This window comes from Pseudooceanicola onchidii, assembly GCF_004959925.1.
GTDB classification, from domain to species: domain Bacteria; phylum Pseudomonadota; class Alphaproteobacteria; order Rhodobacterales; family Rhodobacteraceae; genus Pseudooceanicola; species Pseudooceanicola onchidii.
In genome coordinates this window covers 239,899-264,832 of record NZ_SPUW01000003.1, presented here as the reverse complement: position 1 = coordinate 264,832, position 24,934 = coordinate 239,899, and the positions used below count along the sequence as shown (strand labels likewise).

Here is a 24,934-nt window from a genome sequence, read left to right as displayed (position 1 = left end):
CTGGTAAAAGTGGTGCCCGGGGGCGGAATCGAACCACCGACACGAGGATTTTCAATCCACTGCTCTACCCCTGAGCTACCCGGGCACGGGTCAAGACGGGCGAACCTGTCTTCGGGTTGCGGCGTTCTATGCGGGGGCGTGGGGGTTGTCCAGCCCGATTTTCACGTTTCTCGCAGGTTATTTGCCCGCCCCTCGCGAAACCCCGGCAGGGCGCCCCGGGCGGTGCGGTCCGGGGGCGGATGCCCGCAAGGGGTGCGACAAAATTATTTGATCTGCGTCAATAGCAGCCATTGCCCGCCGATCAGAGTCATTCTAGAACCCGAATAATTCACGCCTCCAGGTCCGGGGGCGCGATGCGTTACCTACCAGCAGGAGGCAAGACATGGCTGACGCAGCCGTTCACGGCCACGATCATGAGGACAACCGCGGGTTCTTCACCCGGTGGTTCATGTCCACCAACCACAAGGACATCGGCCTTCTCTACCTCGTCGTTTCGGCGCTGGCAGGCCTGATTTCAGTCCTTTTCACCGTCTACATGCGCATGGAGCTGATGCATCCGGGCGTGCAGTACATGTGCCTAGAAGGCGCAAGGTTCATTGCCGATGCCGGCGCTGAATGTACCCCCAACGGACACCTCTGGAACGTGATGATCACCTATCACGGCGTCCTGATGATGTTCTTCGTCGTGATTCCCGCCCTCTTCGGCGGGTTCGGCAACTACTTCATGCCGCTGCAGATCGGCGCGCCGGACATGGCGTTCCCGCGGATGAACAACCTGTCGTTCTGGATGTACGTCGCCGGTGTCAGCCTCGGCGTCGCCTCGATCCTGGCACCGGGCGGCAACGGCCAGGCAGGCTCTGGCGTGGGCTGGGTGCTCTACCCGCCGCTGTCGACGACCGAAGGCGGCTATTCGATGGACCTCGCGATCTTCGCGGTCCACGTCTCGGGTGCCTCGTCGATCCTGGGCGCGATCAACATGATCACGACCTTCCTGAACATGCGCGCCCCGGGCATGACGCTCTTTAAGGTGCCGCTCTTCGCCTGGTCGATCTTCGTCACCGCCTGGCTCATCCTGCTGTCGCTGCCCGTGCTGGCCGGCGCCATCACGATGCTGCTGACCGACCGCAACTTCGGGACGACCTTCTTCGACCCGGCGGGCGGTGGTGACCCGATCCTCTACCAGCACATCCTGTGGTTCTTCGGCCACCCGGAAGTGTACATCATCATCCTGCCCGGCTTCGGCATCATCTCTCACGTGATCTCGACCTTCTCGCGCAAGCCGATCTTCGGCTACCTGCCGATGGTTCTGGCGATCATCGCGATCGGTCTGCTGGGCTTCGTCGTCTGGGCGCACCACATGTACACCGTGGGGATGTCGCTGACGCAGCAGAGCTACTTCATGCTGGCCACCATGGTCATCGCCGTTCCGACGGGCGTGAAGGTGTTCTCCTGGATCGCGACGATGTGGGGCGGCTCGATCGAGTTCAAGACGCCGATGCTCTGGGCCTTCGGCTTCCTGTTCCTCTTCACCGTGGGCGGTGTGACCGGCCTGGTGCTGAGCCAGGCACCGATCGACCGGGCGTACCATGACACCTACTATGTCGTGGCACACTTCCACTACGTGATGTCGCTTGGGGCCGTCTTCGCCATCTTCGCCGGGATCTACTTCTACTTCGGCAAGATGACCGGCCGGGCCTACCCGGAAGTCTGGGGCAAGGTGCACTTCTGGATGATGTTCATCGGGGCAAACCTGACGTTCTTCCCGCAGCACTTCCTGGGTCGCCAGGGCATGCCGCGCCGCTACATCGACTACCCGGAGGCCTTCGCCTTCTGGAACTACTGGTCGTCCATGGGCGCGTTCCTGTCCTTCGCCTCGTTCATCCTGTTCTTCGGGATCATGGCCTACTCGCTGACCCGCGGGGCCCGGATCACCCAGAACAACTACTGGAACGAATATGCCGACACGCTGGAGTGGACCCTGCCCTCTCCGCCGCCCGAGCATACCTTCGAAATCCTGCCCAAGCAGGAAGACTGGGACAAGGGCCACGCCCACTGATCCCGGACCGAAGATCGGACCATCAGGGGCCGGGGGGAAACCTCCGGCCCCTTTTCGTAAAGAGGCCCCGATGACCTATCACTGGACCGCCCACGACCGGCTAGAACTGCGCCCGCACCGGTCCCTGCCGATGACGGGCTTTGCGATCGTCATCATGACCTTCTTCGCCTTTATCACGATTCCCCTGACCGCGATGATCGGCACCGTGCTGCTGTGGGGGCTGTTGCCCTTCGCACTGATCACCATCGCCGCCCTGTGGTGGGGCCTGCGTCGCAGCTACCGCGATGCCGAGATCCTTGAGGTGCTGGAACTTGACGGCCACGACCTGGTCCTGACGCGGACCGATCCCGACGGCACGACGCGCGACTGGCGGTGCAACCTGCACTGGGTCCGGGTCACCAAGCACGACACGGGCGGACCGGTGCCGCAGTATGTCACGTTGAACGGCAATGGGCGCGAGGTCGAGATCGGCGCCTTCCTGTCGGAAGACGAACGCCCCGGGCTCTACGACGACCTCACCCGGTTCGTCGACCGGCACCGCAACCGCGGCTAGGCGTCACGACCGGTCCGGCAGGTCGTCATGATCGGTCGAGGTCATCTCTTCCAGCTCGGCCTCGCTCATGCTGTCGTACATCTCTTTCGACGCGCCCTGCAGGTCCTTGACCCTGGTCTCGCCCCGCTTGGCCGACAGGGCCGCCCCCGCCGCCTTCTGCTGAGCTTTCGATTGCGCTTTCATGCCAGGTCCTCCGTTCAAACCGAAAAACCAACCCGGGCCACAGCCGCAATGTTCCGGACGCACTCCCAAACCGCCGCACGACGGGCCGTGGCCGATGCGGCGTCCCTGCTTCAGCTTGCCGAAAATACTCCGGGGGGGCCGCAGGCCGGGGGCAGCGCCCCCTCTGCAGGACCCACCCGGCACGACCAAACCGGGGTGCCGATAAGGCCACCCCAGGCGCTGTCACCACGTCACCACAGGACGACCGGCGGCTTGTGCGCGCAAACGCCGACCCGCCCCGCCGACGGCAGGGCCAAGGCCGCTTGAGATTTCGATATCAGGCTCAGGCCATGGTCCGGCCGGACATTCAGGCCCGACCAACGGGCCCGACGTTCAGGCCAGCCGGGCTTTCACCATCGGACCGACCGATCCAAAGTCCATCTGGCCGGTATAGCGTTCCTTGAGCGCGCCCATCACCTTGCCCATGTCGCGGATCGAGGTCGCGCCGACGGCGCTGATCGCCTCGTCCACGGCCTTGCCCGCTTCCTCTTCGGTCAGCTGGCGGGGCAGGAATTCCTCGATGAAGCCGATTTCCTTCAGCTCCTGTTCGGCCAGGTCGATCCGGCCGCCTTCTTCATAGGCGCGGGCGCTTTCCTGGCGCTGCTTGACCATCTTGCCAAGGATGCCCAGCACCTCGGTATTGTCGACACCGTCTTCGCGGCCTTCACCCCGTGCGGCGATATCCCGATCCTTGATCGCGGCATTGATCAGACGCAGCGTGCTCAGCCGTTCTGCGTCCCGGTCCTTCATTGCCTGCTTCAATGCAGCCATCACTGTTTCGCGAAGTTCCATGCGGTCCTGTTCCCAGTGGTTCAAGCCCGCGACCCTACCCGCAGGTGTCGCGCCACACAACCACGCCGACGTGACGGCACCCCTATCCCGCCGTATAGGCCCAAACCCGCAGGGATCGCCCTTGACCCCCCCGTCGTGCCCCCTTAGGTAAGCGCCAATTTGCCACTCCGACCGAGGCCGCAAAATGCCCCATACATATCAGAAGAAACCGACCGCCTGCCTGGCCCTTGCCAATGGGACGATCTTCATGGGCCGAGGCTTCGGCGCAAGCGGCGTGACCGTGGCCGAGCTCTGCTTCAACACCGCCATGACCGGCTACCAGGAGATCATGACCGATCCCTCCTACGCGGGCCAGATCGTCACCTTCACCTTCCCCCACATCGGCAACGTCGGCGTGACCCCGGAAGACGACGAAACCGCCGATCCGGTGGCCGACGGCATGGTGGTGCGCTGGAACCCGACCGAACCGTCGAACTGGCGCGCCGCGTCGCAGCTGTCGGACTGGCTCGCCTCGCGCGGGCGGATCGCCATCGGCGGCGTCGACACCCGCCGTCTGACCCGTGCGATCCGGGCGCAGGGCGCACCGCACGCTGCGCTGGCCCACGACCCCGACGGCAACTTCGACATCGAGGCGCTGGTCGCCAAGGCGCGGGACTTCCCCGGCCTCGTCGGGCTGGACCTGGCCAAGAACGTGACCTGCGCCCAAAGCTATCGCTGGAACGAAACCAGATGGGCCTGGCCCGACGGGTTCGGCACCCAGAAGGCCCCGAAGCACAAGGTCGTCGCCATCGACTACGGTGCGAAACGCAACATCCTGCGCTGCCTGGCTTCGGCCGGTTGTGACGTGACCGTCCTGCCCGCCACCGCCACCACCGAAGAGGTTTTGGCCCACAATCCCGACGGCGTCTTCCTGTCGAACGGCCCGGGCGACCCGGCTGCCACCGGCGCCTATGCCGTCCCGATGATCCAGGGCATCATGGAAAAGACCGACCTGCCGATCTTCGGCATCTGCCTTGGCCACCAGATGCTGGCGCTGGCACTTGGCGGCAAGACGGTCAAGATGAACCACGGCCATCACGGTGCGAACCATCCCGTCAAGGACAAGGAAACCGGCAAGGTCGAGATCACCTCGATGAACCATGGGTTCGCGGTCGACAGCCAGTCCCTGCCCGACGGCGTGATGGAAACGCATGTATCGCTCTTTGACGGGTCGAACTGCGGCATCCGCATGACCGACCGTCCGATCTTTTCGGTGCAGCACCACCCCGAGGCAAGCCCGGGGCCGCAGGACAGTTTCTACCTGTTCGAACGCTTTGCCGCTTCGATGGATGCGCGCCACTGACATCTGCCTGAGATTTCAGGGAAAGGCCCGACGCACCGCGCCGGGCCTTTTGCGTTGAAAATGGTTAACGCAACACTTTGTTAACTTTGGATTAAGAGGATATTTACCTCCTCCGAGCATGATCGCCGCGACGTATATCGGGGGCGATCATGCAGTCAGACGATCTATATCAGCCGGAAACCGACCCGGCCGAACGCGATGCCACGCAAGCCGCCGTCGCCTGGCCCTTGGACGACATGATCTTTCGACTGGCCGCGGAACCTGCGCCGCCGCAGTCGCTTGCCCGGAAGACGCCCCGGGCCGAGGCTGATACCACCCGCAAGGCGTCCACGCATGGCGTGTCGCGCATCCACCTGTCCCTGACCCCGCCGGATCCGCGTCTGCGCCCGATCCTGCCGCCCGATTTCTGCCTGCGCCACGACTGCCTGCCATGGAAGCGCGAAGACGACCGGCTTTGGATCGCGACCGCCCGCCCCGAAAGCTTCGAAGCCACCGCCGCCCTGATCCGACAACGGCTGCGCGGCCGAGAGCTTGAGATCCTGCCCGCCGCCGCCACCCGCACCGAGGTTCAGGCCGAAATCGCCCGCCTGCATCGCGCGGCCCTTACCGACCGGATGCGTAGCCGCGTGCCCCTGGCCCTGTCCTGCCGGCGCTGGCGGCCCGACAGTCGCGGACGCATGGTGATCTCGGCCGCCCTGCTGGCGAGTGTCGTCGTCGCGATCGCCACGGCGCCCGATGTCATGATGACCGGCCTCATCCTGCTTGCCCTCGTCACGATGCTGATCGCCGCCGGGCTGAAGACCGCAGCCGCCATCGCCCACCTGACGCATCATCGCCCCGTGCCGCCGCACCTTGATGAGCAGGACCTCCCCCGGATCTCGATCCTCGCGCCGCTTTTCCGCGAACGTCGGATCGCCGGGCACCTGGTCAATCGGCTGGACCGGCTCGACTATCCCCGTGACCGGCTGGAGGTTCTGCTGATCCTCGAGGAAGAGGACCATGTCACCCGCGACGCGCTGGCAAAGACCGATCTGCCGCCTTGGATGCGGGTCATCACCGTGCCCGACGGCGCTCCCCGGACCAAGCCAAGGGCGATGAACTATGCGCTGGATTTCGCGGCAGGAGAGATCATCGGCGTCTACGATGCCGAAGACGAACCAGCCCCCGGTCAGTTGAAACATGTCGCTGCGGCCTTCGCCGAGGCGCCCAGGGATGTCGTGTGTCTTCAAGGGGTTCTCGATTACTACAACCCTCGGTCCTCATGGATCGCGCGCTGTTTCACCATCGAATACAGCACCTGGTTCCGACTGGTCCTGCCCGGCATGGCCCGCCTTGGCTTTGCCCTGCCGCTTGGCGGGACAACGCTGTTCTTCCGCCGCGGCCCACTGGATGAAATCGGGGCCTGGGACGCGCACAATGTGACCGAGGACGCCGATCTTGGCTTCCGCCTGGCCCGCGCCGGATACCGGACCCGGGTGATCGACACCACCACCGGCGAAGAGGCCAATGATCGCCCGTTGCCCTGGATCCGCCAACGTTCGCGCTGGCTGAAGGGCTACATCGCCACCTACCTGGTCCATATGCGCACCCCTCTGCGCCTGCTGAAGGATCTTGGGCCGTGGCAGTTCCTGGGATTTCAGGCGCATTTCGTGACCGCGCTGGCGCAATTTGCCCTGTCACCGCTGCTCTGGGTGTTCTGGATGGTCACGCTTGGCATCGACATGCCCTACACCACGCTCGACACGAACCCGTGGATTCAGGGCCTCGCCCTCGCCTTTCTGGGACAGGAGGCGCTGACCATGGGGCTGGGGGTGATCGCCAGCAGACGCGCCGGGCATGACAGGCTCTGGGCCTGGGTGCCGCTGATGCACCTCTATTGGCCGCTTGGCGCAATCGCGATGTGGAAGGCCCTGTACGAGCTTGTTTTCAAACCGTTCTACTGGGACAAGACCGCGCACGGCCATTCCCTGAAACCGGCTCAGCCGACCGTGCCGATGGCGCCGGAATCCAGCTTCAACCGCGTCACGAACGCGCGCGAGATATGATCGCGCAGCCGCTCGCCCGCCGCCTCTTCATCCCGCGCCTCGATCGCGCTGACGATGGCATCATGTTCGGCCAGGGCCACACCATCCCGCCCTTCGGCGGCCAGCGAGGTCAGCGCAAGCAGCGCCATCGACCGGTGGACCAGATCCAACTGCTGCACCAGGAACCGGTTGTGCGAGGCCAGGTGGATCTGCTTGTGAAACCGCCGGTTCGCGCGGCTCAGCGCCTTCGGGTCACCCAGAAGCTTGCGGTCCTCTTCCACCATGTCGCGCAGCACGCGCACCTCTTCGGGGGTGGCGTGGCGCGCCGCCAACCGGGCGGCCAGCGCCTCAAGCTCGGTCCGCACGACATAAAGCTCGGCCAGCTGATTGTGATCCAGCGAGGCGACGATCAGGGACCGCCCATCCCGCGCCAACAGGGATTGCGTCTCAAGCCGTTGCAAAGCCTCGCGAATTGGTGTGCGCGACACGCCGAACCGATCCGCCAGCTCACTTTCGACCAGCCGGTCACCGGGCTTGTAGATCCCCTCGTCGATCGCTTCGAGGATCAGCGTATACGCGTCTTTCTGCACCCTGGGTCATCCCGTCCGGTTGGTCATCGCGACAGCCTATCCGCCCCGCCGCCCCGCCGTAAAGCACGCAGGCTTGCGCCCATTGTCGCGCCCCCCTACACCGGGGCCATGCCGCGCGATCAGTTCTCTCATGTGACGACCTGGGTCTTCGACCTCGACAACACGCTTTACCCGCCCGCCGCCCGCCTTTTCGACCAGATCGAGGTGCGGATGACCGACTGGGTGATGCGCACGCTTGGGATCGACCGCGCCGCCGCCGACCGGTTGCGCAGCGATTACTGGCGCGACCATGGCACGACGCTGGCGGGCCTCATGCGCAATCACGGTGTCGATCCCGGCCCCTACCTGCACGAGGTTCACGACATCGATTTCTCGGTGCTTGATCCCGATCCGGCGCTGGCCGGGGCCATCACCGCCCTGCCCGGTCGCAAGATCATCTACACCAACGGCAGCGCGCCTTATGCCGAACGGGTGATCGCCGCGCGGGGGCTGTCTGGCCTATTCGATGCGATCTACGGCGTTGAACACGCGGGCTTTCACCCCAAGCCCGACGCCCAGGCTTTTGATACGGTCTTCGGCCTCGATCGGCTCGACACGGCGCGCGCCGCGATGTTCGAAGACGACCCGCGCAACTTGGCGGTCCCGCATGCGAAGGGGATGAAGACGGTGCTTGTCGGCCCGGAACCTCTCACGGCCGATCACATCCACCATCACACCGATGACCTGGCCGGGTTCCTGGCGCGGCTGGTCTGACCCGGGACGCTTTGCCGCTTTTCCCTGCGCCGCCCGCAGCCTATCTAGGGCGCAGGAGGGCCGAACATGGCTGATGTCGATATCCTGATTTCCGGCGGCGGCGTCGCCGGCCTGACCGCTGCGGCGCTGTTCGGCCGCCACGGGTTTTCCGTCCTGCTTTGCGACCCTGCCCCGCCCGTGACCGAGGCCGAGGATGCGGGGTCCGATCTGCGCACCACGGCCTTCCTGCAACCCGCCAGGGACCTTCTTGAAGATGCGGGTCTGTGGGGTCGGCTGTCGGCCCATGCGGCGCCGCTGCAGATCATGCGCATCGTCGACGCGGGCGGAGAACTGGCCGAACCGCGCGTCACCCGCGACTTCAACGCCGCCGACATCTCCTCGGGCCCCTTTGGCTGGAACCTTCCCAACTGGCTGCTGCGCCGCGAGATGGTGGCCCGGCTGGCGGATCTTCCAAACGTCGATTTTCGACCCGGCACCGGCACCCGGACGCTTCTGACGCGCGAACGCGAAGCCTTGGTCGGCCTGACCGACGGCACCCGGGTGCGCGCACGGCTTGTCATTGCCGCCGATGGCCGCAATTCCCCGATGCGCACCGCCGCCGGGATCGAGGTGAAGACGACGCGCTATGGCCAGAAGGCCCTGGCCTTCGCCGTCACCCACCCGATCCCGCATGACAATGTCTCGACTGAAATCCACCGCTCGGGCGGGCCGTTCACGCTTGTGCCCCTGCCCGACCGCGACGACATGCCCTGTTCGGCCGTCGTCTGGATGGAGGACGGCCCCGAGGCGCTCCGCCTCTCGCAGCTCGCGACAGCTGAGTTCGAAGCCGCGATGATGGACCGCTCCTGCGGCCTCTTCGGCCCGCTCAGGCTCGCCACGCGCCGGACGCTCTGGCCGATCATCACCCAGGTGGCGGACCGCATGTCTGCCGAACGCCTGGCCCTGATCGCCGAAGCCGCCCACGTGGTGCCCCCGATCGGCGCGCAGGGACTGAACATGTCGCTTGGCGATCTGCGCTGCCTGCGCGACCTGGCGCTCGCCAGCCCCGACACGCTTGGGTCGCGCGAGATGCTCGACACCTATCATCGCCGCCGCCACACCGAGGTCGTGACCCGCGCCACCGGCATCGACGCGCTCAACCGCGCCTCGCAGATCTCGGCGCAGCCGCTGCGCGATCTTCGGGCGGCGGGTCTGTCGGCCCTTTATGGCGCCGCGCCGGTCCGCAAGATGCTGATGCAGATGGGACTTGGGGCGACCGCCAAGGGTTAGGCGGCAGAGGGCTCTGCCCTCCGCACCTCCCGGAGTATTTCCGGCAAGATGAAGGCTGCGGTCTTTTTCGCCGGAAATATCCCGGGGGCGTGGCACAGGCGGGGGCAGCGCCCGCTCTGTCAGATCGGTCCGGGCAGGCGCTCTTCGCTCAGCATCACGTTCGCGTCGACGTTCGCCACCCCCGGCAGTGTCATGATCCGCCGTCGCAGCACCCGTTCGAAATCCGCGATATCGCGCGCTGTGACCCGCAGGCGATAATCATACAGCCCCAGCACATGTTCGACCGTCTGGACCTCGGGGATCGCGCTGACGGCGCGTTCGAAGTCCGCCAGGCTGACCCGGCCCTTGGTGCCCAGCTTCACGCCCAGGAACACCGTCACGCCAAAGCCAAGCGCGGCAAGGTCCAGGTCCAGCCGCGCGCCGGCCAGCACCCCCGCGTCTTCAAGTCGTTGAACCCGTCGCCATGCGGCGGGTTGCGACAGCCCGACCCTTTTGCCGAGCGCCGAGGCCGACAGCCCGGCATCTTCGCTGAGGTGCCGCAGGATCGCGCGGTCGATGTCATCAAGATCCATCATAGCGGCACCGTTTCGTCCGTCTTGATACGCGCAACATGCATCAACGCCTCAAGGTCCGAGATATGCGGCAGGGTCAGGATGCGATCCCGGTAAAGCTCTTGATAATGGGCCAGGTCACGCGCGATGAGGCCAAGGCGCACGTCGACCTGGCCCAGGAAGGTCTGGATTTCCAGCACCTCGGGGATCTGCCGCGCCTGGGCTGCGAAATCGTCGAAGGCGCGTGGCACCGTTTTGTCGAGCGTCACGCGCAAGGACACCTCGACCGAATAGCCAAGGGCGCGCCAGTCGATCACCGCCCTTGCCCCGCGCAGCACGCCACGTTCGCGCAGACGTTCCAGCCGTCGCCAGCAGGTCGCCGAATTCAGCCCCGCCCGCTCGGCCAGCTGCGCCGTGCTGACCCCAGGATGGGCCTGAAGCTGTCTTAGAATGCGTCGATCCGTGTCATCGAACATGTTTTTCTCATCAAGAAATGATATCGAGAATGATTATCTAGCAAAATCGACAGTTTTCACAAGATATGCAAAGTATCCGCCGCTGAATTGCCTATTCTGCCGCCATCCCGCCAGATCCGGCGGCCAATCGGAGGATTTATCATGCGCGTCTATTATGACCGTGACTGCGACATCAACCTGATCAAGGACATGAAGGTCGCCATTCTGGGCTATGGCTCCCAGGGGCACGCCCACGCCCTGAACCTGCGCGATTCGGGCGCGAAGAACCTGGTCGTCGCCCTGCGCGAAGGCTCGCCCTCTGCCAAGAAGGCCGAAGGCGAAGGCCTGAAGGTCATGGGCATTGCCGAGGCCGCCGCCTGGGCCGACCTGATCATGTTCACCATGCCCGATGAACTGCAGGCCGAAACATACAAGAAATACGTCCACGACAACCTGCGCGAAGGGGCTGCGATTGCCTTCGCCCATGGCCTGAACGTGCACTTCGGCCTGATCGAGCCCAAGCCCGGCGTCGACGTCATCATGATGGCGCCGAAGGGCCCCGGCCACACCGTGCGCGGCGAATACACCAAGGGCGGCGGCGTGCCCTGCCTTGTCGCTGTGAACAACGACGCCTCCGGCCGCGCGCTGGAAATCGGTCTGTCCTACTGCTCCGCCATCGGTGGCGGTCGTTCGGGCATCATCGAGACGAACTTCCGCGAAGAATGCGAAACCGACCTCTTCGGCGAACAGGCCGTGCTCTGCGGTGGTCTGGTCGAACTGATCCGCATGGGCTTCGAGACGCTGGTCGAGGCGGGCTATGCCCCCGAGATGGCCTATTTCGAATGCCTGCACGAAGTGAAGCTGATCGTCGACCTGATCTACGAAGGCGGCATCGCGAACATGAACTACTCGATCTCGAACACGGCCGAGTACGGCGAATACGTGTCCGGCCCGCGCGTCCTGCCCTACGACGAGACCAAGGCCTCGATGAAGGCGATCCTGCGCGACATCCAGACCGGCAAGTTCGTGCGTGACTTCATGCAGGAAAACGCCGTCGGCCAGCCGTTCTTCAAAGGCACCCGCCGCATCAACGACGAGCATCAGATCGAACAGGTCGGTCAGAAGCTGCGCGAAATGATGCCGTGGATTTCCGCCGGCAAGATGGTCGACAAGGAAAAGAACTGATCCCCGGATCAGTTCTGGAACACGAAAGCCCCGCCGGTTCGGCGGGGCTTTTTTGTCAGTAGCGACCGATGGTGATCTGGGTCTTCTCGCCCTTCTTGCCGTCCGCCCCGATGGCATAGAGCGTCGCCGTATAGCGGTTGCCCCGCCCGCCGGAACAGGGCGGCAGATACCCCTTCGATCCGTACTGCCCGGTCGATCGGGCCTTCTTGTGCACGCGCACCCCGCCCGGCAGCTTGTCGGTCATCCCCGGCACCGACGGCAACGTGGCCGAGGCACCCGACACCGGATACAGCAACGTGCCATGTCCGCCGCGCGATGACAGCGGTTGGAACGACTTGTCATCATATTCGACAAGGACCGCGACCGTTCCCGCGGGCAGCCCGCTGACCTTCATCGGCGGCGTCGCGCCATTGCCGCCGTGCATCTTGCACTGCTGTCCCGCCGGGATCTTGTCGCCCGTCCAGGGGGCCTGAAGCTGAACCTTGATCTCTGCAGCGGCCGGGACGGCAAGGCAGACGGCGGTCAATAGTGTTGCAACGAATTTCATGGGCCCTCCGAAGGCATTGGAAATGCCGGGATCGTAGGGATGCCGGTGCGGGACGGCAATGGTGCTGTTGCGCGTCAGCTGTCGGCGGCGGGCGCGATGCACCAGTGACCGTTGCGGACGGTATAGGTCACGTCACCGGTTTCGGCGCGAACGATGATACGCTCCTGCGTGGTCTCGTAGATCTCGGGCGAGATCATGCTGAGAAAGGCCAGCATGGCAGTCGGGGTCAGGCACATGGGTGTGCTCCTGTCGCGGCGATGCGCCAAGGATAGCACGGATGGCGTTAAAAATCAGGACTGTGCCATCGCCAGCCAGAGCCGTACCGCCTGCGCTGTTTCCGCCACGTCGTGCACCCGCAGGATCTGCGCGCCCTGCGCCACGCCCCACAGGGCCACGGCGACCGACCCCGGCATCCGATCAAGCGCCGCCTCGGCCCCGCCGATGGTGCCGATGAACCGCTTGCGCGAGGCCCCCAGCAGGATCGGCGCGCCCAGGTCATGCAGGGCCGAAAGGCCTTGTAGCAACGTCAGGTTATGCGCCTGCGTCTTGCCAAAGCCGATGCCCGGATCGCTGATGATCCGGTCGCGTGCGATGCCTGCACCCGTCGCAAAGGCGATGCGTTCCGCAAGGCTGTCCAACACTTCGGACAGCACATCGTCATAGCGCGGGTCCTGCTGCATGGTCGCCGGGTCGCCCTTGGCATGCATCAGGCAGACGGGCACGCCACGTTCGGCCACCAGATGGGCCAGATCCGGATCGAAGGTCAGGGCCGAGACATCGTTGACGATGTCGGCCCCGGCATCCAGCGCGGCTTCGGCGACGCGGGCCTTGCGGGTGTCGATGCTGATCGGGGTGGTGATCCCGGCGGCGCGCAGGGCGGCGATCACGGGCGCGGTGCGGCGGATCTCTTCGTCGATCGCCACGTCCTCGGCCCCCGGGCGGGTGGATTCACCGCCGATGTCCAGGATATCGGCCTCTGACGCCATGTCCTTCGCCTTGGCGACGGCCTGATCAAAGCCATTGTGCCGCCCGCCGTCGGAAAAGCTGTCGGGCGTGACGTTGAGGATCCCCATGATCCGGGGACGGTCCAGCGTCAGGCCGCACAGGTCGGGGCGCGCCCCGGTCAGTCGAAGGCGGTCCGCTGCGGTCAGATCGTCCAGCGCGGCAATCGCACCCCGGGCCCCATGCGTGACCTGTTCGACCTGATCGAACCGCAGATGTCCCTGCCCCGCCAGGCAGGACCCAGTGGGCTCATGCCCCGGCCGGACCAGTGGCCGCAGCCAACCGGTCACGCGCCTACCCCGACCCGACGCACGGGCACGGCACCCATGGGCGGCGTGACATCCCCCATGACAAGGAATTCGGCCGCCGACATTTCCTCGGCCAGCCAGTAGGCCAGATCCAGGGCCGAGGCCGTGACGGCGGGCGCATGCACCGCGTCCAGCACCATCTTGGAGGGCGCCCAGACGCTGATTTGGTCGTGCTTCATGGCCCAGTCGAGCTCGGTCCGCGTGTTGACCACCACGCAACGCGCATCGCGGCCCGCCAGCACCCAGGCGTTCTGTTCGATGGCCAGCAGGTCGATCCGCCGTTGCGCCAGTGCCGCCTGCGATTGCGGCGCGGCCACGTCCGCAGGCCCGCAGCACAGGATCGCCGGATGGTCGCCACCGGCGACCTCGTCCAGCAAGGACCCGAGATCCGTGCCGTGGATCACCGGATTGCCAAGGAAGATCACGCGGGGCGTCACGCCGTGGGCCGCGACCTCTTCGGCCAGGGGTTGCGCGTCGGACCGGCTGCGCATGATTTCGACCCCGAGAGCCCCGGCCACACGGTCCAGCTTTTCGATCCGTACGAAGATCCGTTCCGCCTGAGGCTCCATCAGCACCCGCGCCGCGACCCGATCCGCCAGCGTTTCCAGAAGGTTGAGCCGTTCGCTATCCAGTTCGGCCTCGATCGCTTCGGTCACGCGGTCATACGACAGGATGCGGTCCACATCGTCGGCCAGCGGCGCGTCATGCGGCACGACCTCGACCACGACGTTGAAGCGCAGGCGCTGCCGGTGCCCGCGTTCCTGCTGGAAGGCGCCGATCTCGACCTCGGTGATGTAGTCGCGCAGGGAAATGCGGTCGCGCAGTTCGGCGCCGGCCAGGGCCTCGGCCCGTTCCAGGGGATGCCCGAAGGCCTGGGAGATCCGGTCACTCATCGCTGCCGCCGTCCTGTTCACGTCACGGGCGGCTTACCGCGTTCCGCCCGGGATGGCAAAGCCCGCCCGCGGCAGTCCGGGGCCGGAATGCGTCAGCCCGCCAGTAAGTTGCCCGGCAATCAGTTGGACGACAGGCGCGTGTTGCGGCGGTAGAAATAGTGCACCCCGATCGAGGCCGTGCGCGCGAACTTGCGCGACCACTTCGGCGCAACGCCATGGGTGTGGTAATAGGTGGCGCCCTGCGTCAGGCCCCGGGGACCGCCGCGCGCCATCAGGTCCGCGACCTTCGCCACCCGCGAATAGGCGGCCTTTTCGCGGATCACTTCGGGGTTGCCATCACAGGTGTAGGTGAACTGGCAGGCATACTTGCGACCCGTGCCCTGATGGATCACGCCGCAGATCGAATTGGGAAAGATCGCGCTGTCGACACGGTTCATGATGACCTCGGCCACCGCGAACTGGCCCTTCACGCTTTCGCCGCGCGCTTCGAAATAAAGCGCTTCGGCCAGGCAGGCGGCCTGATCGGACAGCTTGGGCTTGGGCAGAGAGGCCAGGAATTTCTTCGAATACTCGATCTTAAGGCCCTTGCGCGCCTGCGGCCGGACATCGCGGATCGCTTCGGTATCAAGAAGGGCGGCCAGTTTGATCGACCCGACGGCATCAAGACCCGTCTTCTCGGCTGTCGCAATATCTTCGACGCTGCCCTCGGCAAAAGCGCCGCCTGCAGCCAGCAGCAAAATAGCACAAATCAATCCGCGCATCGTATCCCCCGGGCCGAATTGCCTGACAGTTTCATCTTTTCAACTCGGCACCGCCTAACGAAAAATAATCCGCAGGTCCAGCCTGACAAGGGTTGCAGGCCGGGCAATGCCGGGGGGCATCAGGATAGGTCGAAGTGCAAGCTATTGATAAAAATTGCTATTAATCGGCGAGAATCAGCCGGTCCCGCACGGCCAGCTGGGCCGCGGCCAACCGGGCGACGGGCACACGGAAGGGCGAACAGCTGACGTAATCGAACCCTGCAGCCCGGCAAAAGGCGATTGATTCGGGATTACCACCGTGTTCGCCGCAGATCGAAAGTACAAGGTCCTTTCGTGCGCCCCGACCGCGATCCGCCCCGATCTGCAGCAACTCTCCCACACCTTCAGCATCGAGCATGTGGAAGGGATCTTCGGGGAACACCCCCTGCTGCACGTAGGTCTGCATGAACCGCCCCGCGTCGTCACGCGACAGGCCATAGGTCATCTGCGTCAGGTCGTTCGTCCCGAAGGACAGAAAGGCCGCGTGGGGCGCGATTTCCCCGGCGCGCAGCGCGGCGCGCGGCGTTTCCACCATGACCCCCAGGCGATAGTCGAAGTCCCGCCCCGTCACCGTCCGCACGGCCGAGGCGATGGCCTCGACCCGCGCCTTTACCAGTTCGACCTCGCGCTTGGCCGACACCAGCGGGATCATGATCTCGGGCACGACCTGCGCGCCTTCCTTGCTGGCTTCCAGCACCGCCTCAAAGATCGCGCGCGCCTGCATATCGTAGATCTCGGGCATGGTGATGCCCAGACGCACCCCGCGCAGACCCAGCATCGGGTTGTATTCCGCCAGTTCCTCGATCCGCCGGGTCACGTCCGACAACGGCCGATCCAGAGCCTCGGCCAGCGACCGGATGCCATCGCGGTGCGAGGGCAGGAATTCGTGCAGCGGCGGATCCAGCAGGCGGATGCAGACCGGATGCCCCTTCATGATGCGGAACAGTTCGACAAAATCCGCCCGTTGCATCGGCAGCAGCTGATCCAGCGCGGCCCGACGATCCACGCCATGTTCGGCAAAGATCATCTCGCGCATCACGGTCAGGCGGCCGGGATCGAAGAACATATGCTCGGTCCGGCAAAGCCCAATGCCTTCCGCGTTGAAATCACGGGCAATCTGCGCGTCCGCCGGGGTGTCGGCATTGGCCCGCACCCCGATGTCGCGGAATTCGTCGGCCCAGCTCATCAGGTCGCGAAACTCGTCATCCTGCGCGGCTTCCAGAAGCGCCGCCTCGCCCGCGATAACCACGCCGTTGGTCCCGTCGACGGTGACCGCATCACCTTCACGCAGGGTCCGGCCATCGGCCATGGCGACCGTGTTGCGCCGCAGGTTCACCTTCATCTCGGACGCGCCCACGACGCAAGGCAGCCCCAGCCCCCGCGCGATCACCGCCGCATGGCTGGTGATCCCGCCACGTTCCGTCAGCACCGCGACCGAGGCATGCATGCCCCGGATATCCTCGGGCGTGGTTTCCCGGCGGATCAGAACGCAGCTTTCCCCGCGCGAGGCCGCCGCCTGCGCTGCCGTCGAGGAAAAGACGATCTTGCCCGAGGCCGCGCCGGGGCTGGCCGCGATGCCCGAGGCGATGACTTCGCGCGGACAATCCGGGTCGATCTGGCGGTGCAGCATTTCGGTGGCGGCGCGCGGTTCGACCCGCAGGATCGCCTCTTCCTTCGGGATGATGCCATCCTTGGCCAGCGCCACGGCGATGCGCACGGCCGCACGCGAACTGCGCCGGATCCGGACACCGTCCAGAACATGCACTTCGCCGTTCTCGATGGTGAATTCGGTCTGCATTTCCTCGCGCAGGCGGATCCGCATCTGCCGGGTATAATCGATCAGCTGGGCGAAGGCCTCGGGCGCGAGTTCTTCCAGCGACGGGCCGCGGTCATCGCGGGCCAGGTAGATCGACGCGCCTTCCTTGCTCAGGGCATCGCGGCCCTGGCTCTGACTGCGGTAACGCCCCGTGATCTTCGGCAGGCCGGTGGTCGAACTGACCAGCTGGATCACGCCCGAACCGCATTCACCAAGCCCCAGCCCAAGGGACATTTCCTGCACGACAAGGCCCAGCCCCGCATCGGCCGGCGCCCCCTTGGCCTGCCGCAGCAGCCGCGCGGTCGTGCCTTCCCAGGCGCGGGCCATCGACCGCAACACACCCGACAGCTGCACTTCGGGATCCTGCGGGAACGGCTCTTCCGTCTCTTCCTCGTAGGCGGCCAGCACCTGGCGCAGCCCTTCGCGACCCTCCAGGATCAGCCCGTCGAACATGTCGGGATCCAGACGCGCGACGTGGATCGCATAGCCCTGCACGAAGCGCATATAGACGGCCGTCGCGGCCTCGACCCCGATCCGGTCGCAGAGATCGACGTAGAGCGCATCGTTCATGCCGACGTTCATCACCGCGCCCGGACCGCCCCAATCGGGGTCTTCCGACGACGGGCGGACGCAGACAAGCGGTTGATCCCCAAAGGGTTGCAGCAAGGACTTGATGTCGGGCATCTGGCCCGAGGCGATCTCATGCACTGTATTGAACGACAGCGCGACGGTGCGCGGCACCGGCAGGTCCATCCGCACCAGCCGCTGCAGACATTTCGCCCGGCCGCCATGGGTCGCAACGTCGATCCGGGCGGTCGCGGTGATGAGTTCGGGCGTGGTGGGTTTCTGCTGCACTGCGGCGATCCTTCTGATCCGCGCAGCATAATCCTGTCGCCGCTTCGGGCAAGGAAAAGCTTGGGTCAGCCTTCCAGTTTGGTCAGGTCCGCGACGGCAAGACAGGTCGAGCGGATGGTCGACAACAGATTCAACCGGTTGCGCCGGACGATTTCCTTGTCAGAGTTCACCTGCACCGCCTCGAAGAAGGCATCGATCGGCGCGCGCAGGGCGGCCATGGCCCCCATGGAGGCGGCGAAATCCTCGGCCTTCATCGCCGCGTCGATCTGCGGGCGCGCGGCCTGCAGGGCGTCGAACAGCGCCTCTTCGGTCGGGTCTTCGGCAAACTTCTTGTCCGCGCCGAATTCATAGGACACGCCGTCCTTCTCCTCGGCCTGGGACAGGATGTTGTTGGCGCGCTTGAACCCCTGCACCAGGTTCTCCCCTTCCTCGGTCTTGAGGAAATCGCCAAGCGCCTGCGCCCGACGGGTCAGCAAGGTGATGTCGTCGTTGCCGGGCATGGCAAGGCAGGCGTCGATCACGTCGTGCCGGATGCCTTCATCGCGCAGGTGCACCTTGAGCCGGTCGTGGAAGAAGGAGAGGAGGTCATCTTCATCCGAAACGAAATTCGAAAGATCGATTTGGCCCAGTTTTTCGATGAACGTATCTTGTTGATTTTGTTTGTCCGAAGCCAAAGAAAGCTGTTCACTGACAAGCGATTGGACCTCTTTGAACTGATTGTAGCTCTTGATGCCGAACTGATGCATCGCCGTGTATTCGTCCTTGCGAATTTCTTCCAAAATTTGAAATTGCAAAGCGTTGTAGTGTTCGACGATTGCCGTCTGAACCGTTGATTTCAGCTCCAGCCGGAGCCCGTTCACCAGCAGCAGCCGGATCACCCCAAGCGCCGCGCGGCGCAGGGCAAACGGGTCTTTCGATCCGGTCGGCTTTTCGTCGATCGCCCAGAACCCGGTCAGCGTGTCCAGCTTGTCGGCCAGCGCCACGGCGACCGACACGGGCGCGGTCGGCACGGTGTCCGACGGGCCGAGCGGCGAATAATGGTCCTGGCAGGCGGCGGCGACCTCGGTCGGAAGGCCCGCGGCCTCGGCGTAGTAGCGGCCCATAAGCCCCTGAAGTTCGGGGAATTCATAGACCATTTCCGACGACAGGTCGGCCTTGGCCACCCGCGCGGCCTTTTCGGCCAGATCCGCGTCCGCACCGATCTGCGGCGCGATCTCGCGCGCAAGCGCCGCGATCCGGTCGATCCGCGCCGCCTGAGAGCCGAGCTTGTTGTGGAAGGTCACGTTGGAGAGCTGCTCTGTCCAGGTCTCCATCCCCTTCGCGGCGATGCGAAGATCGTTTTCCCAGAAGAACTTGGCATCCGACAGACGCGCCGCCAGAACCTTCTGGTTGCCCGCAAGGATGGTCGCGCCATTGTCGGCGGTTTCGCGGTTGGCCACCGTGATGAACCGTTCGATCCGGCCCGTCTTGGCATTGCGGACCGAGAAGAATTTCTGGTGTTCCTTCATCGAGGTCTGCAGAACCTCGGGCGGCAAGCCAAGGAAATCGCTGCCGATTTCCCCCATCAGCACCACCGGCCATTCAACCAGCCCGGCGACTTCGGACAACAGCCCCTTGTCCTCGACCACCTCAAGCCCGGCGGCGAAGGCCATGTTGGTTGCGTCCTGCCAGATGTGATCGGCCCGCTCCTGCGCGTCCAGCACCACGTACGCCCGCTTGAGCTTCGCGGCGTAATCCTCGAAATTCGTGACGGAAAACCGCCTGGGCGCCATGAACCGATGGCCCGCCGTGGTGTCGCCCGCCACGATGCCCTCGATCTCGAACGGCACGACCTCGGTGCCTGCCTCGGACGACAGGACGCAGAGGATGGAATGCAGCGGCCTTACCCATTTCAAACCAGAAGAGCCCCAACGCATGGATTTGGGCCAGGGAAAATTGTTGATAACCGACCCAAGCACCTCGGCCACGATTTCCGCGGCCTCGCGCCCCGGCTTTTCGATCACCGCGACATAGACCTGGCCCTTCTTGTCGTCCTGGACCTTCAGGTCCTCCTTGGCGACACCGGCACCGCGCAGGAACCCTTCGATCGCCTTTTCCGGCGCGTCGACGCGCGGGCCTTTGCGTTCTTCGCGCAGCGTCGGAGACCGCTCAAGCAGACCCTCGATCGCCAGCGTCAGGCGGCGCGGTGTGTGGAAAGCGGCAGCCCCCGCATAGGTCAGACCGGCCTCGACCAGACCATCCGTCATCCGCGCCTTCAGGTCGGCGGCGGCGCGCGCCTGCATGCGCGCGGGGATTTCTTCGGAAAAGAGTTCGATCAGAAGGTCGGGCATGGGTGTTCTCTAACCGGGCTTGCGTCAATGTCCGGAGCGAGAGACCCAAAGACCGCCCCACCCCGTCGTCGCAGGGTGGATAGCGGTCCTTGGCCACAGGGTCCAGCGGATAAGCGCCCCGGGGTCCCGGAACGCCCCCGCTGTGGCGCCTTCAGGCGGTGGCGCGGCGCAGTTCGCCTTCGGCCTTGGCCTTGGCGCGGCTGGCCAGTGTCGTGATGTCGTCCCCCGCGAGGCGCGGGATCACGCGGTAGCAGGCCTCGACAAAGCAGTAGACCGCAAAGCCGATCGTCCCGATCCCCAGAAGCCCCAGCAGGATACGCCCGAAGGGCTGTGCCCGCACGACCTCGAACGCCTTTCCGATGCCGCCTGCCTGGCCGGGATCCGATGTCTGCCCGGCGTAGAACAGGAAGACGCCGATCAGCGCGATGACCACGCCGTGGGCGACCAGCCCGGCCTTCACCGCCGGGTCAAGCTTGCGCGTCACCCGGGTCGAACGGATGTGTTCCTTGTATTTCTCGGACATGCCCTTGTAGCCATAGTAGATCCCGGCCCCGATGACGATCAGGCCGATCGCCATCACGATCATCTTGCCGTTCGGCATGGCCAGCACCTTCGAGGTCATGCTTTGCGGCGCCGACCCGTCGCCACCACTGCCCGACCCAAGCGCCATGCGCAGGACGGAAACGCCAAGACCGGCGTGGATCAGCCCGGTCACCGTCTGGCCCGTCCGGCCGATGACCCCCTTGGCGTCATGTCCCTTGTTCTCAAGATCATAGCCTGCGCAGACCAGGCGCCAGATCGCATAGGCGAGAAACCCGATGCCGATCGCGACCAGGGCAACCACGCCGAAGGGTTCGCCGCGCAGCTGGGCGAGTGCCCCCTTGGTCCCCTCGGCCTCTCCGCCTTGCCAGGCGGCCAGAACGGCCAGGCCGCCCACGATGATATAGGTCACGCCGCGCGCGCCGTAGCCCGCCTGCATGACCGGCTTGACCCAGGTTGGTGCTGTATTGTCTGACATTATCGGACCCTCCGTTGGCAAACCAACGACGGTCCGGGTCACGGGTTCCCCCGAAAACGTGAGCGCCCGTGTCGGCGCTTGCGTTACTGCGGCGGTGGCGGGCAGCCTTCCGGTGCGGGGCGACCGTCGAAAACAACCTCTCCGCAAGGGTTTATCTGGTGCCAGACATATCCGTGCCCGTCCGGAAAGATGGCCACGATCCGGTCGACGCCGTAATGCACATTTTCCACCGACAGAAAGGCCCGGGCTTTCCCGGCCTCAAGCGCCTCGCCGATGCCGTCGGCCGAATAGCAGCCGAACCAGCCCGGCGCCTCAAGCGGCACGGCGTCCTCGTAGGGCAGATAGACGGCCTCGAGCGCCTCGAGCGTCAGGTCGGTGCGGAAACACGCCCGATAGCGGATCGGAGAGCTGTCGGCATCGATCGCCTCGAACCCCTCGTAGGGGATGACTTCCTCGTGGCCGTCGATGGTGGTCAGCACGACATCGCTGCCGGTCGGCGCGACCGTGTCGTAATAGCCGTAGACCTGCAGGTAATAGATGCCGCCGCCCGCTGCCAGGGCGCAGACGACGATCATCGCGGCCAGGAACTTGCCCATCAGGCGGTGGCCTCTGCCGGGGTCCAGCCGCCCGCTTCGGTCTGCACGAAGGCATCGGCGCACATCTTCGCCAAAGCCCGGACGCGACCGATATAGGCCTGCCGTTCGGTGACCGAGATCACGCCGCGCGCGTCAAGCAGGTTGAACAGGTGCGAGGCCTTGATGCACTGGTCATAGGCGGGATGCGCCGGGATGATCCGCTTGCCGGTCTTCGGATCGTCAAAGGACGCGGACAGCAGCGCGGCGCATTCGGCCTCGGCCTCTTCGAAATGCTTGAGCAGCATGTCGGTGTTCGCCAGATCGAAGTTGTGGCGCGAATATTCCTCTTCCGTCTGGCGGAAGACATCCCCGTATTTCAGCGCAATGGGCGCCTGCGGGTCGTTGTAGGGCATGTCCATCACGTGATCGATGCCCAGCACGTACATCGCCAGACGTTCCAGACCGTAGGTCAGCTCGCCCGACACGGGATGGCAGTCATGGCCGCCGACCTGCTGGAAATAGGTGAACTGCGACACTTCCATGCCGTCGCACCAAACTTCCCAGCCCAGCCCCCAGGCGCCAAGCGTCGGGCTTTCCCAGTCGTCCTCGACAAAGCGGATGTCGTGCATCTCCATGTCGATGCCGATCGCCTCGAGCGACCCGAGGTAGAGGTCCTGCAGGTCCGGCGGCGAGGGTTTGATCAGAACCTGGTACTGGTAATAGTGCTGCAGCCGGTTCGGGTTCTCGCCATAGCGGCCATCGGTCGGGCGGCGCGATGGCTGCACGTAGGCCGCCGCCCAGGGCTTCGAGCCGAGCGAACGCAGCGTGGTCGCCGGATGGAACGTCCCCGCCCCGACTTCCATATCGTAGGGCTGCATGATCGCGCAGCCTTTGGCAGCCCAGTAGGACTGGAGCCTCAGGATGATTTCCTGGAAGGAACGGGGCTTGTCGATGCTTGTCGCCATGGTGCGTCCTGTCGTCGGGTCGGCGATGATTACCTACGGGCCACACCGGGCGGGGTCAATGCGGCGGATAACGCATTATTGGGGTGCAGTGGCGGCAGGTTTTGGTAAAACTTCCCCGCATCAAACCAGAATAAGACCGGGCAGAGGCTTTTTACATGTATTTCCAGATTTCCCGGGCTGTCTTCGCCCTGATCCTTGCGGCCAGCGTGACCGTGCGGGCCCCCATGGCCCAGGACGCCGGCCGCGTCTGGGTCCAGATCGAAGCACAGCCCTCCCTGTCGCTGGCCGAAGAGTCGATCCGTGGCTATTCCGACCGGCTTCAGGATGTGAACGGCTTTTCGCTTGGCGGCGGGTGGTACGGCATCGCGCTTGGCCCCTATTCGCCTGAAGACGCCAACCGTGTGCTGCAGGTCCTGCGGTCCGAAGGCACGATTCCGCGTGACAGCTATATCGCCTTCGACACCACCTTCCGCGACCAGTTCTGGCCGCGCGGCGTGAACCAGCTGGACGGCACCGAAACCGCCGCCCTGCCCGCCCCGACACCCCAGGAGACGCCCGAACCCCAGGCTGCCCCCGCAGATCAGGCCGATCAGACCGCCGCGGCCGACCCGGCACCCACCCCCGCCCCGCAACCCGCGGCCGAACCCGAACCTGCCCCCGAGCCCGATGAAACCCGGGCCGAGGCGCGCCGCAGCGAAAGCCTGCTGACCCGCGACGAACGGATGGAGCTGCAGGTCTGGCTGAAGTGGGCCGGCTTCTACGATGCCGCCATCGACGGCGCCTTTGGCCCCGGCACCCGTGGGTCCATGGCCGCCTGGCAGGACAAGAACGGCTTCGAGGCGACAGGCATCCTGACCACCCGCCAGCGCGCCGCCCTGCAACGTCAGTACAACGCCGTGCTGGAAGGTCTGGATCTGAAGCGCGTGGCGGACGACACCGCCGGGATCTCGATGCTGGTCCCCACGGGCGTTGTCGCGTTCGACCGTTACGAGGCGCCCTTCGCCCACTACCTTCCGACCGGCGACATTGATGCGCGGCTCATCCTGATCTCCCAAGAGGGCGACCAGACCAAGATGAACGGCCTCTATGACATCATGCAGACCCTTGCGATCGTCCCCGAGGACGGCCCCCGCGAACGGCGCCGCGACGGGTTTGTCATTGTCGGTGAAAACGGCCGGTTCGTGTCGCACACCGAGGTCACGTTGGCCAACGGCCGCATCAAGGGCTTCACGCTGGTCTGGCCCTCGGGCGATGAAGAACGCCGCTCGCGCCTGCTGGGCGAGATGCAGAAAAGCTTTGAACGGGTCGACGGCGTGGTCCTGCCCGCTGCCATGGGCGCCGACAGCGGCCAGAGCATCGACCTGCTGTCCGGCCTCGAGATCCGCAAGCCGGTCTTCTCGCGCTCGGGGTTCTATGTGAACGACCGTGGCTTTGCGGTGACCAGCGCCGAGGTCGTCGGGCAATGTGGCCGCATCACCCTGGATCGCGAAACCTCGGCCGAGGTCGTCGTGTCGGCCAACGGGATCGCCGTGCTGAAGCCGGAAGAACAGATCGCCCCGATCGGCTTTGCCCGCTTCTCGACCAGCACGCCGCGCCTGCAATCCGAAGTCGCCTCGGCCGGGTACCCCTACGAAGGCCGCCTGCCCGACCCGTCGCTGAACTTTGGCCGGCTTGAAGAACTGCAGGACCTGTCCGGCGAAACCGGGATGGCGCGGCTGTCGCTGGCTTCGGTCGCCGGTGACGCCGGTGGCCCGGTGATGGATGAAAGCGGCGCGGTGATCGGCATGATCGCGGCCACCGACATGGGCGGCCGCAAGCTGCCCGCCGGAGTGTCCTTTGCCGTCGACGGCCCGGTCCTGGTCGACATGCTGAGCCAGGCAGGCCTGTCGGCCGTCGCCGCCGACCCCGGTCCGGCGCTCGACCCCGAGGATATCACGCGCATCGGCATGGCGATGACCGTGCTGGTGTCGTGCTGGGAATGATCCAGCGCCCCGGACAGGGGTCCAAGCCCTTGCAGGATTGCGACCGGGCCA

23 protein-coding genes and 1 tRNA gene are annotated in these 24,934 nt (G+C 65.2%); 8 read left to right on the top strand and 16 right to left on the bottom strand.

Going from position 1 to position 24,934, the window contains the following annotated elements:
* Positions 1–10: 10 nt before the first annotated feature.
* Positions 11–85: transfer RNA gene (locus E4S58_RS14215), tRNA-Phe, on the bottom strand.
* Positions 86–382: 297 nt separating this feature from the next.
* Here E4S58_RS14215 and ctaD point away from each other — a divergent pair.
* Positions 383–2,056 (top strand): cytochrome c oxidase subunit I, encoded by a 1,674-nt coding sequence (gene ctaD / locus E4S58_RS14210; protein ID WP_136637116.1) that lies wholly within the window; start codon positions 383–385, stop codon positions 2,054–2,056.
* A gap of 70 nt (positions 2,057–2,126) precedes the next feature.
* On the top strand, positions 2,127–2,609 hold the full coding sequence (locus tag E4S58_RS14205) for a DUF2244 domain-containing protein (RefSeq protein WP_136637115.1): 483 nt from the start codon (positions 2,127–2,129) through the stop codon (positions 2,607–2,609).
* Between the two features lie 3 nt (positions 2,610–2,612).
* Here E4S58_RS14205 and E4S58_RS14200 read toward each other — a convergent pair whose 3' ends face one another.
* Together E4S58_RS14200 and E4S58_RS14195 are read right to left on the bottom strand one after the other, a co-directional pair.
* On the bottom strand, positions 2,613–2,792 hold the full coding sequence (locus E4S58_RS14200; protein WP_136637114.1) for a DUF3008 family protein: 180 nt from the start codon (positions 2,790–2,792) through the stop codon (positions 2,613–2,615).
* Between the two features lie 372 nt (positions 2,793–3,164).
* Positions 3,165–3,623, bottom strand: a complete 459-nt coding sequence (locus E4S58_RS14195; RefSeq protein ID WP_136637113.1) for a GatB/YqeY domain-containing protein — start codon at positions 3,621–3,623, stop codon at positions 3,165–3,167.
* Positions 3,624–3,807: 184 nt separating this feature from the next.
* Here E4S58_RS14195 and carA point away from each other — a divergent pair, with 184 nt between their 5' ends.
* Positions 3,808–4,965 (top strand): glutamine-hydrolyzing carbamoyl-phosphate synthase small subunit, encoded by a 1,158-nt coding sequence (gene carA, locus E4S58_RS14190; RefSeq protein ID WP_136637112.1) that lies wholly within the window; start codon positions 3,808–3,810, stop codon positions 4,963–4,965.
* Between the two features lie 149 nt (positions 4,966–5,114).
* Positions 5,115–7,010, top strand: coding sequence for a glycosyltransferase family 2 protein (locus E4S58_RS14185; RefSeq protein WP_136637111.1), 1,896 nt, complete (start codon positions 5,115–5,117; stop codon positions 7,008–7,010).
* Here the strand turns inward: E4S58_RS14185 and E4S58_RS14180 are convergent.
* A complete protein-coding gene (locus tag E4S58_RS14180) occupies positions 6,944–7,579 on the bottom strand; it encodes a GntR family transcriptional regulator (RefSeq protein WP_136637110.1) in 636 nt (211 codons plus the stop codon). The two genes, E4S58_RS14185 and E4S58_RS14180, sit on opposite strands and share 67 nt — an antisense overlap.
* Before the next feature lie 108 nt (positions 7,580–7,687).
* On the opposite strand from E4S58_RS14180, the gene E4S58_RS14175 reads away from it, so the two are divergent.
* Together E4S58_RS14175 and E4S58_RS14170 are read left to right on the top strand one after the other, a co-directional pair.
* The gene (locus E4S58_RS14175; RefSeq protein ID WP_136637109.1) at positions 7,688–8,332 is read left to right on the top strand and encodes a pyrimidine 5'-nucleotidase; all 645 of its coding nucleotides are present in this window, start codon (positions 7,688–7,690) and stop codon (positions 8,330–8,332) included.
* A 66-nt stretch (positions 8,333–8,398) separates the two neighbouring features.
* Entirely contained in the window at positions 8,399–9,601 is a 1,203-nt protein-coding gene (locus E4S58_RS14170) for a UbiH/UbiF family hydroxylase (protein ID WP_136637108.1), read from the top strand.
* Between the two features lie 119 nt (positions 9,602–9,720).
* Here E4S58_RS14170 and E4S58_RS14165 read toward each other — a convergent pair whose 3' ends face one another.
* Both E4S58_RS14165 and E4S58_RS14160 read right to left on the bottom strand, forming a co-directional pair.
* The gene (locus E4S58_RS14165) at positions 9,721–10,176 is read right to left on the bottom strand and encodes an Lrp/AsnC family transcriptional regulator (RefSeq protein ID WP_136637107.1); all 456 of its coding nucleotides are present in this window, start codon (positions 10,174–10,176) and stop codon (positions 9,721–9,723) included.
* Complete coding sequence (locus tag E4S58_RS14160; RefSeq protein WP_136637106.1) at positions 10,173–10,628, bottom strand: Lrp/AsnC family transcriptional regulator; 456 nt, start codon at positions 10,626–10,628, stop codon at positions 10,173–10,175. The genes E4S58_RS14165 and E4S58_RS14160 overlap by 4 nt, the downstream gene beginning before the upstream one ends.
* A 141-nt stretch (positions 10,629–10,769) precedes the next feature.
* On the opposite strand from E4S58_RS14160, the gene ilvC reads away from it, so the two are divergent.
* Positions 10,770–11,792 (top strand): ketol-acid reductoisomerase, encoded by a 1,023-nt coding sequence (gene ilvC / locus E4S58_RS14155; RefSeq protein ID WP_136637105.1) that lies wholly within the window; start codon positions 10,770–10,772, stop codon positions 11,790–11,792.
* Positions 11,793–11,847: 55 nt separating this feature from the next.
* On the opposite strand, the gene E4S58_RS14150 is transcribed toward ilvC, so the two are convergent.
* From E4S58_RS14150 to E4S58_RS14110, 10 genes are all read right to left on the bottom strand, one after another.
* On the bottom strand, positions 11,848–12,339 hold the full coding sequence (locus E4S58_RS14150; protein WP_136637104.1) for a hypothetical protein: 492 nt from the start codon (positions 12,337–12,339) through the stop codon (positions 11,848–11,850).
* A gap of 74 nt (positions 12,340–12,413) precedes the next feature.
* Positions 12,414–12,575 (bottom strand): hypothetical protein, encoded by a 162-nt coding sequence (locus E4S58_RS17920; RefSeq protein WP_169052676.1) that lies wholly within the window; start codon positions 12,573–12,575, stop codon positions 12,414–12,416.
* 54 nt (positions 12,576–12,629) lie between these two features.
* The gene (gene folP / locus E4S58_RS14145; RefSeq protein ID WP_240789567.1) at positions 12,630–13,631 is read right to left on the bottom strand and encodes a dihydropteroate synthase; all 1,002 of its coding nucleotides are present in this window, start codon (positions 13,629–13,631) and stop codon (positions 12,630–12,632) included.
* Positions 13,628–14,542, bottom strand: coding sequence for a dihydroneopterin aldolase (locus tag E4S58_RS14140; protein ID WP_136637103.1), 915 nt, complete (start codon positions 14,540–14,542; stop codon positions 13,628–13,630). The genes folP and E4S58_RS14140 overlap by 4 nt, the downstream gene beginning before the upstream one ends.
* 119 nt (positions 14,543–14,661) lie before the next feature.
* The gene (locus E4S58_RS14135; protein WP_136637102.1) at positions 14,662–15,303 is read right to left on the bottom strand and encodes a cell wall hydrolase; all 642 of its coding nucleotides are present in this window, start codon (positions 15,301–15,303) and stop codon (positions 14,662–14,664) included.
* A gap of 160 nt (positions 15,304–15,463) precedes the next feature.
* Positions 15,464–18,013, bottom strand: a complete 2,550-nt coding sequence (locus E4S58_RS14130) for a putative PEP-binding protein (RefSeq protein WP_136637101.1) — start codon at positions 18,011–18,013, stop codon at positions 15,464–15,466.
* A gap of 65 nt (positions 18,014–18,078) precedes the next feature.
* Positions 18,079–20,343 carry a glycine--tRNA ligase subunit beta gene (gene glyS, locus E4S58_RS14125; RefSeq protein WP_136637100.1) on the bottom strand — a complete coding sequence of 755 codons (2,265 nt, stop codon included), beginning with the start codon at positions 20,341–20,343 and terminating at the stop codon, positions 18,079–18,081.
* A 151-nt stretch (positions 20,344–20,494) separates the two neighbouring features.
* Positions 20,495–21,361: a DUF1206 domain-containing protein gene (locus E4S58_RS14120; RefSeq protein ID WP_136637099.1), complete on the bottom strand. Its 867-nt coding sequence runs from the start codon at positions 21,359–21,361 to the stop codon at positions 20,495–20,497.
* Positions 21,362–21,444: 83 nt separating this feature from the next.
* Positions 21,445–21,957, bottom strand: a complete 513-nt coding sequence (locus tag E4S58_RS14115) for a DUF6446 family protein (protein ID WP_136637098.1) — start codon at positions 21,955–21,957, stop codon at positions 21,445–21,447.
* Complete coding sequence (locus tag E4S58_RS14110; protein WP_136637097.1) at positions 21,957–22,901, bottom strand: glycine--tRNA ligase subunit alpha; 945 nt, start codon at positions 22,899–22,901, stop codon at positions 21,957–21,959. Before E4S58_RS14110 ends, E4S58_RS14115 begins: the two co-directional genes overlap by 1 nt.
* A gap of 155 nt (positions 22,902–23,056) precedes the next feature.
* On the opposite strand from E4S58_RS14110, the gene E4S58_RS14105 reads away from it, so the two are divergent.
* Complete coding sequence (locus E4S58_RS14105) at positions 23,057–24,883, top strand: trypsin-like peptidase domain-containing protein (protein ID WP_136637096.1); 1,827 nt, start codon at positions 23,057–23,059, stop codon at positions 24,881–24,883.
* Positions 24,884–24,934 lie beyond the last annotated feature (51 nt).